Annotated in this window: 12 protein-coding genes; 10 read left to right on the top strand and 2 right to left on the bottom strand. The window is 66.6% G+C overall.

What is annotated here, in order from left to right:
- Nucleotides 1–7 precede the first annotated feature (7 nt).
- The 9 genes from cobO (at nt 8) to ACPGXI_RS10040 (ending at nt 13,320) form a co-directional block, all read left to right on the top strand.
- Complete coding sequence (gene cobO / locus ACPGXI_RS10080; RefSeq protein ID WP_526652379.1) at nt 8–622, top strand: cob(I)yrinic acid a,c-diamide adenosyltransferase; 615 nt, start codon at nt 8–10, stop codon at nt 620–622.
- 123 nt (nt 623–745) lie between these two features.
- Nucleotides 746–2,137 (top strand): cobyrinic acid a,c-diamide synthase CobB, encoded by a 1,392-nt coding sequence (locus ACPGXI_RS10075; RefSeq protein WP_526652377.1) that lies wholly within the window; start codon nt 746–748, stop codon nt 2,135–2,137.
- Nucleotides 2,134–3,351 carry a uroporphyrinogen-III C-methyltransferase gene (cobA, locus tag ACPGXI_RS10070; RefSeq protein ID WP_526652375.1) on the top strand — a complete coding sequence of 406 codons (1,218 nt, stop codon included), beginning with the start codon at nt 2,134–2,136 and terminating at the stop codon, nt 3,349–3,351. Before ACPGXI_RS10075 ends, cobA begins: the two co-directional genes overlap by 4 nt.
- A 33-nt stretch (nt 3,352–3,384) precedes the next feature.
- Nucleotides 3,385–4,998, top strand: coding sequence for an MFS transporter (locus ACPGXI_RS10065; protein ID WP_526652373.1), 1,614 nt, complete (start codon nt 3,385–3,387; stop codon nt 4,996–4,998).
- A 203-nt stretch (nt 4,999–5,201) separates the two neighbouring features.
- A complete protein-coding gene (locus tag ACPGXI_RS10060; RefSeq protein WP_526652371.1) occupies nt 5,202–5,951 on the top strand; it encodes a class I SAM-dependent methyltransferase in 750 nt (249 codons plus the stop codon).
- A 196-nt stretch (nt 5,952–6,147) separates the two neighbouring features.
- Entirely contained in the window at nt 6,148–7,653 is a 1,506-nt protein-coding gene (locus ACPGXI_RS10055; RefSeq protein WP_526652369.1) for a class I adenylate-forming enzyme family protein, read from the top strand.
- A gap of 372 nt (nt 7,654–8,025) precedes the next feature.
- Complete coding sequence (locus tag ACPGXI_RS10050) at nt 8,026–9,768, top strand: proline--tRNA ligase (RefSeq protein ID WP_526652367.1); 1,743 nt, start codon at nt 8,026–8,028, stop codon at nt 9,766–9,768.
- Between the two features lie 97 nt (nt 9,769–9,865).
- Nucleotides 9,866–11,668 carry a GTPase family protein gene (locus ACPGXI_RS10045; protein WP_526652365.1) on the top strand — a complete coding sequence of 601 codons (1,803 nt, stop codon included), beginning with the start codon at nt 9,866–9,868 and terminating at the stop codon, nt 11,666–11,668.
- Nucleotides 11,665–13,320 (top strand): GTPase, encoded by a 1,656-nt coding sequence (locus tag ACPGXI_RS10040; RefSeq protein ID WP_526652363.1) that lies wholly within the window; start codon nt 11,665–11,667, stop codon nt 13,318–13,320. The genes ACPGXI_RS10045 and ACPGXI_RS10040 overlap by 4 nt, the downstream gene beginning before the upstream one ends.
- A gap of 28 nt (nt 13,321–13,348) precedes the next feature.
- Here the strand turns inward: ACPGXI_RS10040 and ACPGXI_RS10035 are convergent, their stop codons facing one another.
- Nucleotides 13,349–13,819, bottom strand: coding sequence for a ferritin-like domain-containing protein (locus ACPGXI_RS10035; RefSeq protein ID WP_526652361.1), 471 nt, complete (start codon nt 13,817–13,819; stop codon nt 13,349–13,351).
- Nucleotides 13,816–14,355: a hypothetical protein gene (locus ACPGXI_RS10030; protein WP_526652435.1), complete on the bottom strand. Its 540-nt coding sequence runs from the start codon at nt 14,353–14,355 to the stop codon at nt 13,816–13,818. Before ACPGXI_RS10030 ends, ACPGXI_RS10035 begins: the two co-directional genes overlap by 4 nt.
- Before the next feature lie 253 nt (nt 14,356–14,608).
- Here ACPGXI_RS10030 and rimP point away from each other — a divergent pair.
- Nucleotides 14,609–14,884 (top strand): ribosome maturation factor RimP (gene rimP / locus ACPGXI_RS10025; RefSeq protein ID WP_526652359.1); only part of this gene is annotated, 276 nt, incomplete at its 3' end.

Genomic DNA, 14,884 nt, shown 5'->3' with positions numbered 1-14,884 from the left:
TGATGCGATGCCTCAGGGTCAACCGCTGACGGTTCCCCGCGACGGGTTGACGACCCGGGCGCGGCGCAACGCTCCGTTGCTGGCCGTGCATACCGGGCCGGGCAAGGGTAAGTCGACCGCTGCGTTCGGGATGGCCTTGCGGGCCTGGAACCAGGGCTTCGACGTCGGGGTGTTCCAGTTCGTCAAGAGCGCCAAATGGAAAGTCGGAGAGGAGGTTGCGCTGCGCGAGCTGGGGCGGGTCCATGAGGAGCGCGGTGTGGGCGGACCGGTCGAATGGCACAAGATGGGCGCCGGGTGGTCGTGGTCACGCAAATCCGGGACCGAGACCGATCACGCGACCGCGGCTGCCGACGGGTGGGCCGAGATCGCGCGTCGATTGGCCGAACAGCGCCACGACTTTTATGTGCTCGACGAGTTCACTTACCCCCTCAAGTGGGGGTGGGTGGACCTGGCGGATGTGGTCGAGGCGCTGCGCACCCGACCCGGTGTCCAGCATGTGGTCATCACCGGCCGTGACGCACCCGCCAAGCTGCTCGACGCCGCAGACCTGGTCACCGAGATGACCAAGGTGAAGCACCCGATGGACGCCGGTCGCAAGGGCCAGAAGGGTATTGAGTGGTAACGATATGGGGAGAGCGATGGTGAGGGCGCGCACCCACGATCTGCGCGAGAGAGCGCGAAATGACAGCTACCGCGGCGCGTCGGTGTGCAAGCACGCGCGCTCGCGGGGCTCGTGGGCTAGCGGATGAGCGTACCGGCCGTCGTGATCGCCGCACCGGCGTCGGGCAGCGGAAAGACGACCGTTGCCACGGGTCTGATGGGTGCGCTGCGACAGGCCCGTCGCCGGGTGGTGGGGTTCAAGGTGGGTCCGGACTTCATCGACCCGGGCTATCACGCGCTCGCCTCGGGTCGGCCCGGCCGCAACCTCGACCCGGTGCTCGTCGGTGACCCCCTGATCGGTCCGCTGTACCGGCACGGCAGCGAGGGCGCTGACATCGCGGTCATTGAGGGTGTCATGGGCCTGTTCGACGGGCGCATCGGCGCCGCCACTGACATCGCGTCGGGCACTGCCCGGGGCTCCACCGCGCATGTCGCCTCGCTGCTCGGCGCACCGGTGATCCTGGTGGTCGACGCACGCGGACAGAGTCAGAGCGTCGCAGCCCTGCTGCACGGTTTCGCGACGTATGACCCGAGCGTGCGACTCGCCGGGGTGATACTCAACCGCGTCGGATCCGCGCGACATGACGAAGTGCTGCGCCAGGCATGTGCGCAGGCCGGGGTGGGGGTACTGGGATCCATTCCCCGCGCTGACGAGCTGACGGTGCCATCGCGGCACCTTGGGCTGGTCACCGCCGTGGAACATGGCGACCGGGCCGACGCCGCGGTCGAAGCGATGACGTCGTTGGTCGCCCGCCACGTCGATCTGGACGCGGTGGTGTCGGTGGCGGTTGGCAAGGTCCTCGACAACCCGTGGACGCCGGAGGTGGCTGAACCGCTCCTGGTCCAACCTTTAGACGGCCCGGTGACCGTGGCGCTGGCCGGGGGCAAGGCGTTCAGCTTCGGCTACTCCGAACACGGCGAGATGCTCCGGGCGGCGGGGGCGCGCGTCGTGGGTTTCGACCCGCTGCACGACCCGTTGCCGTCCGGAACATCAGCGCTGGTACTGCCGGGCGGATTCCCCGAACAATTCGGCGCCGAGCTGTCGGCCAACGAACTGGCGCGCGGGCAGATCAATGAGCTGGCCGCACGCGGCGCACCGATCCACGCCGAATGCGCTGGACTGACTTACCTGGTCGATGACCTTGACGGGCATCCGATGTGCGGAGTGCTGTCGGGATCGGCGTCATTCTCCGACATGCTGACGCTGGGGTATCGCGACGCGGTCGCGGTGGCAGATTCGTCGCTGCACGCCCTGGGTGACCGTGTGGTCGGCCACGAATTTCACCGGACCAAGGTGCATTTCGCAAGCGCCCCGCGACCGGCATGGCGGTATACCGGCCGCTCGGGCGGGGCTGTCGACGACGGTGCGGTCCAGGGTGGGGTGCACGCCGGCTACCTTCACACCCATCCCGCCGCCCACCCACGGGCAATCGGTCGCTTCATCACCGCCGCCTCAACATTTAAGCTCGCCGGGTGACCGACAACGTCTATCTGGTGGGCCTGCGGCTGGCAGGCAAGCTGGTCGTCGTCGTGGGCGGAGGGACGGTCGCCCAACGACGCCTGCCGCTTCTGGTCTCCAGCGGCGCCGACGTACACGTCATCACCACGAAGGCCACCCCTGCTGTCGAAGCTTTGAGTCGGGAGGAGGCCGGAATCACGCTCACGATTCGCCAATTTCGTGACGGCGATCTGGAAGGCGCCTGGTACGTGATCGCGGCCACCGACGATCCCGACGTCAACGCCGCTGTGGTGGCCGAAGCCGAACGCAGGCATGTGTTCTGTGTGCGTGCCGATGTGGCGCGCGAGGGCACTGCCGTCACACCGGCGTCCTTCGAGTACGAAGGTTTGTCGGTTGGGGTGCTGGCGGGTGGAGAGCACCGCCGGTCGGCTGCCATCCGCTCGGCGATCCACGAGGCGCTGCAGCAGGGTCTCATCGCGAGGGATAGCCAGGTAACGCCCGGCGTATCGCCCGGCAGCGTGGCGTTGGTGGGCGGTGGGCCCGGCGATGCCGAACTCATCACTGTTCGCGGTCGACGCTTTCTGGCCCACGCCGATGTGGTCGTCGCCGATCGGCTCGCGCCGCAGGAACTCCTCGCCGAACTGTCACCGGACGTGGAGGTGATCGACGCCGCGAAGATCCCCTACGGCCGGGCGATGGCGCAGGAGGCGATCAACGATGTCCTCATAGACAGAGCCAAGGCGGGCAAGTTCGTCGTCCGACTCAAAGGCGGTGACCCGTTCGTGTTCGCGCGGGGCTATGAAGAGGTCCTTGCGTGCGCGGATGCGGGCATTCCGGTCACTCTGGTGCCGGGTGTGACCAGTGCCATAGCCGTTCCTGCACTTGCCGGAGTTCCCGTGACACATCGGGCCATCACCCACGAGTTCGTCGTGGTCAGCGGCCATCTTGCCCCTGAGCACCCCGAATCGTTAGTGAATTGGGATGCGCTCGCCGCCATGACGGGCACGATCGTGTTGCTGATGGCGGTTGAGCGGATCGAATTGTTTGCCAAAGTCTTGCTCGCAGGCGGCCGACCTGCGGATACCCCGGTTCTGGTGGTCCAGCACGGCACCACGTCCTCACAGCGGACGTTGCTGGCAACGCTTTCCGACGCGCCAGAGCGCATCCGTTCGGACGGTATCCGCCCTCCCGCGATCATCGTGATCGGCGCGGTCGCGGGTTTCGCGGGTTAAAGGATTCTTAAGAGTACTGTAAGGTAACTTCGCATGACGGCTCTCAATGACGCCGAGCGTGCCGCCATCCACCGTGATGCGGGAAGCTGGGGAAGGCGCAGCTCGAATCGAGCACTGCCCGCTGATACCGCTGGTTTGGCTGACGGCGCCGGCGATGCTGCCGCGCCACGACCCGGCAAGGCTCCGGCTTGGCTTCCCTCGCGCCGCTTCTTCGCCGCGGTCATCGCGATCGGCGGGATGCAGCTCCTGGCCACGATGGACAGCACCGTTGCGATCGTGGCGCTGCCGAGGATTCAGGACGAGCTCAGCCTTTCCGACGCCGGCCGCAGCTGGGTCATCACCGCTTATGTCCTGACGTTCGGCGGGTTGATGCTACTGGGTGGTCGCCTCGGTGACACCATCGGTCGCAAGCGCACCTTCATCGTCGGTGTCGCGCTGTTCACCATCGCGTCCGTTCTGTGTGGAATCGCCTGGGACGAAACTACGTTGGTGACCGCCCGGTTGCTGCAGGGCGTGGGTGCCGCCATTGCCTCGCCGACCGGTCTGGCGCTGATCGCCACGACGTTCCCGAAGGGTCCGGCGCGCAACGCGGCCACGGCGGTCTTCGCGGCGATGACGGGCATCGGCTCGGTCATGGGCCTGGTGGTGGGCGGTGCGCTCACCGAGGTGTCCTGGCGGTGGGCGTTCATGGTGAACGTGCCGATCGGCCTGGTGATGATCTATCTGGCCCGCAAGACGCTGCGGGAGACCAACAAGGAGCGGCTCAAGCTCGACGCCGCGGGTGCGCTGTTGGCCACTATGGGCTGCACCGCCGCAGTGTTCGCCTTCTCGATGGGGCCCGAGCAGGGCTGGATTTCGTCGGTGACGATCGGGTCCGGCATCGCGGCGCTGGCCTGTATGGCCGCGTTCTTCTTCGTCGAACGCACGGCCGAGAACCCGGTTGTGCCGTTCGATCTGTTCCACGACCGAAACCGGGTTGCCACGTTCGCCGCAATCTTCCTCGCCGGCGGCGTGATGTTCACGTTGACTGTGCTGATCGGACTCTACGTCCAGGACATCATGGGTTACAGCGCGCTGCGGGCGGGCATCGGATTCATCCCGTTCGTCATCGCGCTGGGGATCGGCCTGGGCCTGTCCTCGGCGTTGGTGTCGAAGTTCCCGCCGCGGGTGCTGGTTATCGCCGGCGGTGTGCTGGTCCTGGCGGCGATGCTCTACGGCTCGACGCTGGACGCCGGCATTCCCTACTTCCCGAACCTCGTGCTCCCCATCACCGTCGGCGGCTTCGGCATCGGCATGATCGTGGTGCCGCTGACCGTGTCGGCCATCGCCGGCGTCGGCTTCGATCAGATCGGTCCGGTGTCGGCGATCGCGCTGATGTTGCAGAGCCTCGGCGGGCCGGTCGTGCTGGCGATCATCCAGGCGGTCATCACGTCGCGCACCCTGTACCTGGGCGGAACGACCGGCCCGGTGAAGAACATGAACGATGCACAGCTGCACGCGCTGGATCAGGGCTACTCCTACGGCTTGTTGTGGGTCGCGGCGGTCGCGGTCCTCGTGGGCGGTGCGGCGCTGTTCATCGGCTATACCGCTAAGCAGGTGGCGCACGCGCAGGAAGTCAAGGACGCGATCGACGCCGGAGACCTCTAGCTCATCAACTGACGGACAGGCGGCCAAACGAGTCGAAGATGCCGATGGGCCTCGACGCGGCCCGCGTAGCCCGGCCGCCTCAGCGCAGGTCGGTTTCTGTGCGAGGCCCGCTCATGCCTTTTGCGCGGTACGTTAGCTGCGGTACGTAAGCTAACGTACCGCGCTGAATTCCCGATGCGCACCGATCAGGACTGGGGACCGTAATGGTCATCGATTACAGCCAGGGCGATACCGCCGAGCAGTACGAAAAGACCAAGCAAGTACCCGTCCGGTCCCGGATTGAGGCGTATTCATTCCTGAAGCACATCGGCGACGTGAAGGGTAGGAAGGTCCTTGACGTCGCGTGCGGGGCGGGGGACTACACCCGCATCTTGCGTTGTGCGGGCGCCGATCCCACGGTGGGGTTCGACATTTCCGAAAAAATGATTGGCCTGGCCCGCGAGCAGGAGGCCCGCGAACCGCTGGGCATCGAGTATTCGGTCGCCGATGCGCGCGCGACCGCGGTGCAACAGGATTTCGACATCGCCGTCGCGGCTTACCTTTTGGTCTATGCGCGAGATCGAGATGAACTCGGCAGGATGTGTCGTGGCCTGGCGTGCCGCGTCAAGTCGGGCGGCCGGTTCGTCACCATCACCACCAACCCGGGTCTCTACGCGTTTGAACAGGTGCCCGACTACCGCAAGTACGGATTCCAGATAAAGCTGGCCGACACCGCCTACGACGGAGCGCCGATCGAACTGACGGCATTCCTCGACGATGCCCCCCTTGTCATCGAGAACTATTACCTGCCGATCGAGGCATACGAATCCGCCTTTCACGATGCCGGCTTCCGCGATTTCGTCGTCCACATGCCCGAACTCTCCCCTGCCCCCGAAGCCGGTGACGAGGGCGACTACTGGGACGATTACTTGAACTACCCACCTGCGATCGTCATCGAGTGCGTCCGGTCATAACTGCCTCGTAGAGAAGCGTGAACAAGCGCATTCGGCTATTCGACAAGGCGATACCTGGCCGGTGATCGCCGCGATGACGACCGCGGGGATCGGGCTCGAATCGGTTGGCACAGGGCCTTGTGTTGGCTTCCGTTGTCTTGGCTTCCGTTTCGCCGAATTCACGACCACGGCGCGTGGGGGTAGGAACAATGGCGCTGTGGTTGAGCTGAGCCGACTGCTCGGGGGAGGATCTGTCTGCGACGTGGCGACGGCGCTGACCTATCAGGGCAGCAGGTGGAGTTACGGCGACCTCGGCGCAGTGACCGATGCGTTGACCCGAGCGATGTGCGCGGATCGGTTGTCCGGCGAGCGCGTGGCACTGTTGCTGCCCAACGGGATCGAATTGGTGACCTGCTATCTCGCATGCTTTTCCGCCGGTGTGATCGCAGTTCCGCTGAATACCCGCTATTCGGCGCCTGAGTTGGAAAACGCACTACGAAGAGCTGGTCCTCGCTGGCTGGTGACAGATGTGACTCAGAGTTCCCTGCTGAGCGCTGTCGATGACTCGGTGTTGTGCGGAATCAGAGTGATCACGGTTGGTCAGATCGCATCTCTGACCACCCCACCCGAGGACTCGTACGAGGCGATCGTCGACCGGCCCGCCTTGACCGCGAGCTCCATGCCAGACATCGCCCCGGATTCTCCGGCAGTCATATTCTTCACCTCCGGGTCCAGCGGCCGCCCCAAAGGGGTGGTGCACACTCACCGTTCCGCACTGGCGATATTGACTAGTACCTCGGAGGCGCTCGGTGGTGTGCAATCTGATGACGTTGTGCAGGTTTTCGAACCGCTGGTGCATGTCAGTGGATTCATCGCGACGTTTGCAACCCTGCTCGCGGGGGGCACCGTCGCGCTAGACGCTGGCTTCGACATCCGGCGCTATGCGCAGGCTTTGACCGCTAATCGCCCCACGTTGATCTGTACGCACATCGACGTATTGGTCCAGTTACTGCGCCTGCCCGGGGTGTGCCGGGATTGGTTTACCTCGCTGCGCGGGGTCTACGTGGGAGGAGACACGGTCCCGGCGGGGGTGCAGCGCGAATTCCTTCAGTGCAGTGGGTTACCGATCGGCGTCGGATACGGAATGACTGAGGCCATCTGGCTGACGGTGCAGCGCGAACCCAGCACTGCCGGGCAGGGCTGTATTGGACGACCAGTCGGCGGCGCCCAGCTGAGAGTCGAGGAAACAACCAATGAGCTGCTTGTCGCGGGGCCGATGGTCATGCAGGAGTACTGGAAAGATGAGGAGCTCACCGCCGCCACGCTGAAAGACGGCTGGTTTCGCACTGGTGACCTCGGGGAGCGAGACCCCGAAGGGGTGTGGTGGTTCACGGGCAGAATCAAAGACATCATTGTGCGACGCACCTCCAAGATCACGCCCGGCGAGGTTGAGAGCGCGCTAGGCCGGCATCCTGAAGTAGCGATGGCCGCCGTCATCGGAGTGCCAGACCCCGACGAGGGCCAGGTTCCGGTCGCGTTCGTTGTGCCACGCTCTGAAGGTTCGACGTCGGTCGACCAGCTAAAAGAGTTCCTCGCACAACAGATCGCCGCGTACAAGATTCCCGTCCGTATTCACCTACGTTCGACGCTGCCGCTCACCGACAGCGGAAAGTTGATGCGCGGCGACCTACGCGAAGATGGCGCCGAGGAGCTCGGGGCGTAAACTTGAACACGGCAACATGAACACAGCGAATTGGCCATCAGCCGTTCCCTTTTCATCACTGTCGACCAGCCCGCGGGCCACGACGACATCACCCACCGCCCACAACGTGGCGCGCGCCGCCGGCTTGCTCCGCGGTGCCGCCAACACCGTCGCCCGAGGTCCGGGCTACGCGGGCGACCACTGGCCGAGCAGGCCCAGCCTGAGTGCACCGGAAAAGCTCGGCAAACCAGTCGATACCCGCTGCTCACAGCCAGAAATAACCGCCTCAGGCCAGCACTGTCCCGGCTACACCTGCCCATCCCTGGATTGAGGTACGACTGCGCGGCGAGGGGACGACTTGGAAGGTCAGCGCAGTCAGTAAGGTTGTCGGCTGTGATCACCCGCATGTCCGAGCTTTTCCTGCGCACTCTCCGGGAGGACCCGGCCGACGCCGAGGTGCCGAGCCACAAGCTATTGATCCGGGCCGGTTACATCAGGCCTATCGGCCCCGGCCTGTACAGCTGGCTACCGCTGGGGTTGAAGGTGCTGCGCAAGATCGAGGCCGTCGTCCGTGACGAGATGAACGCGATTGGGGGACAGGAGATCCTGTTCCCGGCGCTGTTGCCGCGTGGCCCCTACGAGGCGTCAAACCGGTGGTCCGAGTACGGCGACGGCGTTTTCCGCCTGAAGGACCGGCGCGGCAACGACTACATGCTGGGGCCGACCCACGAGGAGTTCTTCACGCTGACAGTCAAGGGGGAGTACTCCTCCTACAAGGACTTTCCGCTGCGGCTCTACCAGATCCAGACGAAATACCGTGACGAGGCGCGACCGCGGGCGGGCATTCTGCGGGGGCGCGAGTTCATCATGAAGGACTCGTACTCCTTCGACATCGACGACGCCGGCCTGGGGAACGCCTATCACGCGCACCGCGGTGCGTACCAGAAGATCTTCGACCGGCTGGCGGTGCGCTACGTCATCGTTTCGGCAGTGTCGGGCGCCATGGGGGGCAGCGCATCAGAGGAGTTTCTGGCAGAGAGCGAGGTCGGAGAGGACACCTATGTTCGCTGTCTCGAGTCCGGATACGCCGCCAATGTCGAAGCCGTGATCACCGCGGCGCCGGAAGCGCTGCCTGTCGACGGCATGCCCGAACCGGTCGTGCACGACACCGGGGACACCCCGACCATCGCCACTCTGGTCGACTGGGCCAACGGCGCCGGGCTCGGGCGCCAGATCACCGCCCCGGACACGCTGAAGAATGTGCTGCTGAAGGTGCGCCGGCCCGGCGGTGAGTGGGAACTGCTCGCCATCGGCGTGCCCGGCGATCGCGAGGTCGACGACAAGCGCCTCGGCGCGGTGCTGGAGCCGGCCGAGTACGCGATGCTCGATGACGCCGACTTTGCCGAGTATCCGTTCCTGGTGAAGGGGTATATCGGACCGAAGGGATTGCTGGCCAACGGGGTTCGCTATCTCGTCGACCCGCGGATCGTCGACGGCACGAGCTGGATCACCGGGGCTGACGAGCCGGGTCGCCACGTGGTCGGACTAGTTGCGGGCCGCGACTTCATCCCCGACGGCACCATCGAGGCAGCCGAAGTCCGCGAGGGGGATCCCTCTCCTGACGGCGCCGGGCCCCTGGTCGCGGCACGGGGCATCGAGATCGGTCACGTCTTCCAACTTGGCCGCAAGTACGCCGATGCGTTCAGCGCCGACGTGCTCGGGGAGGACGGCAGGCCGGTCCGGTTGACCATGGGCTCCTATGGCATCGGGGTGTCGCGTCTGGTGGCCGTGCTCGCTGAGCAGCATCACGACGAGCTCGGGTTGCGCTGGCCGCCGGCCGTGTCGCCGTTCGACGTGCACGTGGTGATCGCAAACAAGGACGGCGCCGCCCGCGACGGGGCCACCGAGCTGGCGGCCCAGCTGGACCGGCTCGGCGTCGAGGTGCTTCTGGATGACCGCAAGGCGTCCCCAGGCGTGAAATTCAAAGATGCCGAGTTACTCGGGGTGCCGTGGATCGTTGTGGCGGGGCGGGGGTGGGCAGACGGTGTCGTCGAACTACGTGACCGGCTCACCGGTGAGAAGCGGGAAGTCCCCATCGAGGACGCCGCCGGCGCGATAAGCACAGCTATCGGTTAGCGCTACCGGGTCCCGCTCGCCGGCGCACGCGTCACCGGCGGAAGGAGACGAACCCGACTTACGGTCCCCGGGGCGGTACTTGCGGCAGGATGTACGAGTGTCCGGATCGCTGCTGTCGCCGCTGGAGTCACTGCGCGAGGTCCTGGGGCAGGTGCGGATACCCTTGCTCGTTCCAGGTTCAGCCGAGGCTCGGTCATCGGTGGGAAACCTCACCAACCAGTTGGACGACTACATCCTGCCCCGGCTTCGCGATGCCGACGCGCCGCTGCTGGCCGTCGTCGGCGGCTCCACCGGAAGCGGTAAGTCCACCCTGGTCAATTGCCTGGTCGGCAAGCCGGTGACGACGCCGGGTGTGCTGCGTCCGACGACCCGTCACCCCGTCCTCGCGCACAACCCGGCCGACACCGTACGGTTCGCCTCCGACCAGATCCTGCCTCGGCTGCCCCGCATCACCGGCGGAACTGCGCTCGGCGGCACCGACGATGTGTTCGGCTTGAGGCTTTTCGCCGTCGAGGAGGTTCCGATCGGCGTGGGCCTGCTCGACGCCCCCGACCTGGACTCGGTGTCCCAAACCAACCGCGAGATGGCCGGCATGTTGATGGCGGCGGCAGATCTGTGGATTTTCGTCACCACTGCTGCGCGATACGCCGACGCAGTGCCGTGGGCGGCGCTGCGGGCGGCCGTCGACCGCAACGCCGCGGTGGTGATCGTGCTCAACCGCGTGCCCGTCGAGGCCATGACTGAAGTGACCACCCATCTGCGGCAGCTGCTGGTCGAGGAACGCCTGGGAAACGCCCCGCTTTTTGTTGTTCCCGAGTCGCCGTTGGTCGACGGAATGCTTCCGGCCGATCGTGTGGCAGAGCTCCAGACGTGGCTCAACGATCTCGTCGCGGATGCGTCGATGCGCGCGGCGGTGGCTCGGCGCACCGTCGACGGTGCCGTTGGTCGCATCATCTCTGATATGCCCGGCATCGCCGATGCCGTTGCGCTGCAGTGCAATACCGCCGATCGATTGCGCGCGGCGGTGGACCAGCCCTATGCCCGGGCTGCCGCGGCGCTGGAAGAAGCTGCCTCGGACGGTTCGCTCATGCGTGGTGAGGTATTAGCCCGATGGCAGGAGTTCGTGGGGACCGGCCAGTTGCTCAAGCGGTTGGAAGAGGGCGTCGGCCGCCTGCGGGATCGCATCAGCGCGGCCGTTCGGGGCGGGCCCCCGCCGCCGGAACGGGTCAGTGAAGCCATCGAGTCCAGTCTGGCGACTCTGCTGGTGGACTCCGCGAATGACGCTTCGCGGCGCACCGATCTCGCATGGCGCGAGGACGACGCCGGGCGGGCGCTGCTCGCCGGTTCCGACCTCGCGCGCGCCTCCGGTGATGTGGCCGACCGCGCCGCCACGCTCGTCCGGGCATGGCAGGACGACCTGCTGGACATGATCCGAACAGAGGGAGCCGACAAGCGGCAGACCGCGCGGGCGATGGCCTACGGGGTCAACGTCGTGGCCCTCGCGCTCATGGTTGCCGTGTTCTCGACAACCGGTGGTCTCTCCGGCGCAGAGATCGGTATTGCCGGGGGATCCTCGGTATTGGCTCAGAAGTTGCTCGAAGCGGTCTTCGGTGAGGACGGAGTTCGACGAATGTCGGCGATCGCTCTGGAGAAACTCCGGGACCGCGTCGACGGGCTGATGGCTGATGAGAAAGGTCGCTTCCTGGGACGCCTGGACGCACTGGAACTCGATCCCGAGTTGCCCGCCCGTCTGCACGCCGCAGCGGAGCAGATACAACGGGCACGACATGCCGAAGATGCGGGAGCGGTGCTGCCGGCCAGCCCACCAGCGGCGGGGAAAGCGGCCGCGCCACGCAAGAAGTGGCGTCAGTCCTTGCGGGATTGGATGAACGGCTCATGATGAAAGATCTGCTCGCACGGCTGAACCCGCTGCGTACCGAGCCCGTGACTGACATCGACGCGGCGGCGTTGGACCGCCGGCTTACCGGCCTGGCCGCGGCCGCGGGTCTCGCTGAGGGGCGGCTGCCGGCATCGCCGGTGGCGCAGGCTCGGGCGTTGGCCGACCGCGTCCAGGCGCGGCGCGGGCTGTCCGAACAACTCACCGTGGTGGCTTTCGCGGGCTCCACCGGTGCGGGCAAAAGCACTCTGTTCAACTCCATCGTGGGCGAGGAGGTAGCCAAGGCAGGCGTGCTGCGGCCCACCACATCCGAGCCGTTGGCGGCGATCTGGCGGGAGAGTCCGGAGACGGTCGCACTGCTGCAGTGGCTGGGAGTTACCCGATGGCATGTCGCCGAAGGCGGGGCCGAAGCACTCGCCGAACTGGTGCTCATCGATCTGCCCGACCATGATTCCACCCAGTCTTCGCACCGGGCTCAGGTGGATCACTTCGTCGAGCGGGTTGATCTGATGGTGTGGGTGCTCGATCCGCAGAAGTACGCCGACGCCCTGGTGCACGAGCAGTACCTGCGTCGATTCTCCCGTCACGACGAAGTCACCGTGGTCGTGCTCAATCAGGTCGACAGGCTGACCGTCTCAGATGCCCAGCAGTGTCTGTCGCACCTGAGGCGTCTGGTGGCCGAGGATGGCCTGTCCGATGCCGTTGTTCTGGCCACGTCCAACCGCAGCGGCGAAGGTCTGGAGAGCCTCGCCGATCGGATCCTGACCGCGGCCGCCGGTCGGCGAACAGCGGTCGCCAGATTGGCTGCTGACGTCGCGACGGCTGCCGACGGGCTGGCTCAGGCCGCCGACGACCCGGGGACACCGGTTGCCGGTGTCGCCTCCACTGACGTGGCGCGGCTGACCGACACCTTGACCGAGGCCGCCGGTGCCTCCGTCATCGCGGCGGCGATCGAGAAATCCAGTCAACGCAGGGCAGTGCACTCGGTGGGGTGGCCACCGCTGAAATGGGTCGCCCGCTTGCGCAAGGACCCGGTGGCGCAACTGCGACTCGAACGCCCCGGCGTCGACCCGCGCCTGGTGCGATCGTCGCTGCCGTCCAACGATCCGGTGGCCAGGGCGCGCGCCGACACCGCGGTGATGGATTGCGCCGACAAAGCCAGCGTGGGAGCACCGCAGGCGTGGGTGCAGAGCACCCGCGCGGTAGTGGATCGGGCATCGACGGCCCTGACCGACCATCTGGACCAGGCCGTTACCCGAGCTCCACTGATCGCACCGCGCGACCCACGCTGGTGGGGCGTGTTCGGGGCGTTGCAGTGGGCACTGTTCGCGCTCGCGGTGGCCTCGGGACTGTGGTTGCTGGGCCTGGCCGGGCTGCAGTACCTGCAGTTCGACGTACCCCGGGCACGCACGGTGGGCGGTTTCCCCGTGCCCACGCTCCTGCTCATCGTCGGTCTGCTCGGCGGCGCGGTCCTGGCCGGCCTCGGCCGGTTCTTGGCACGAGCCAGCGCTACCCGGGCGGCCCGATCCGCCCGCGCCGCGCTTCGGGTCGAGGTCGGGAAAGTCGCCGAGCAGTACATTGCCGCGCCGGTGAGTGCCGAACTGGCCACCGTCGAGCAGTTCCGTGCCGCGTTGAGCCTTGCCCGGGGCGGCTGAGCATCAGAACCCATGCTGAGTATCGGGACTATTCGGTACCGCCCGGGAACGCCACGGTGATGGTGGGGTCGCCGCTGACGCGGCGCCAGCGCGCCGCCGTGACGGCACTGTCGGTCAGCGCGGTGACCGCGAACGCCCGCAGACTCTGATCGGTCGCCTGCTCGATGACGGCCCGCCATGCCGTGGCCGAGTCCTGCTCCATGGTCACCGCGAGTTTGGCGGCATCGGTGGGAGCGTCGACTTCCATCGGCAGCGAATACCCCGCCGCGGGTAGCGGTGCCTCGATGTCGGCGTCGGCGAGCATCGCGATCGCGGACTCCCGGCGTGACCGGTGTTGGGCCATGGCCGCCGAAACGAGGTAGTTGACCTCGGGGATCGAGTGCGCCGACACGATGCCGTATCCGTAGATGGTCGCGTGCTCGGTGGCGATCGCGTCGAACAAGGCCCCGTCGGCGGCGTTGCTCGGGCGAGTCGGCGCGACCGGTTCTGGAGAAGTCACCGATTACCTCCCTGCGGGGTCAACGCCACCTGGTAGGACGCCGTGCATGCCGCGGCTATGGACCCCAGCAGCCCTGCGCGATAACCGGACAGCGTCGCCGCTGCCTGCGCGGCGTTGTCGGCCGATGCCCGCAACGCACCCACCACGTCGGCGACTGTGGGTACCGGCGGGACCGCTGGTGGTGGCGACGCCGCCGTCGTGGTTGTACTGGTCACGCTGGTGGTCGGGGCAGCCTGGCCGGTCATTCGCACGATCTCGTCGGCGAGGGCGTCGGCGTGCGCGGATCGTTCGGCGGCGACCGCGGAGAGCTCGTCCACCATGGACCCGCGAGCGGTAGCGGCGTCGGCGGCCAACTGGCTGTCGGCCCGGGCGAGGTCGAGGGCTGTCGTCAGATCGTCGAGATCAGGTTCCGGGGGCGGGGTGCTGCCGCAGGCCGTTGATGTCACCGCTGTTGCGCCGAGAGCGACCAGAGCGGCGGCCCCGGCGAGCACGCGTCGACGGCTGACGGAAGGCGGGCGGGTCTGCACGAGCAACATCCTGCCATTCCCGCGGGGCTGCCCGGGCCGACCGAGTTCGGTGTCGGCCTGCAGTGGTGGCCGATTATCGCCATTCGGCACGCCGACACCGGCGTATCGTGGAGTCGCGGGTGTCGGGGACTGTGTTCGCATGGAGTAGTTCGCATGGAGTAGTTCGCATGGAGTAGTTCGCATGGAGTAGTTCGCATGAAGTCCTTGCAGCACAGAAGTCCCTGCACGCCGTGTCCGGACAACTCAAGACGAGGAGCTCGCCGTGGCGGAGCGGTCTACGGGATTACCGTCGCAACGACAGGTGACTGAACTGCTCGATGGGGAGTTCGCGCGTGCCGGGTTCGACATCGAGGACGTTCTTGTCGACGCTGCCGCGCGTCCGCCCAGGATCACGGTGGTCGCCGACGGCGAGGACGGGCTGGACCTCGATTCGGTCGCGCGGCTGTCCCGGGTAGCCTCCGAGCTGCTCGATGACCTCGACACTGCGAGCTATGTCCTCGAAGTGACCTCGCCCGGGGTGGAGCGCCCGCTGACCACC

The organism is Mycobacterium sp. (genome assembly GCF_049608025.1).
GTDB lineage: Bacteria > Actinomycetota > Actinomycetes > Mycobacteriales > Mycobacteriaceae > Mycobacterium.
This window is presented reverse-complemented; position numbering and strand designations above follow the sequence as displayed.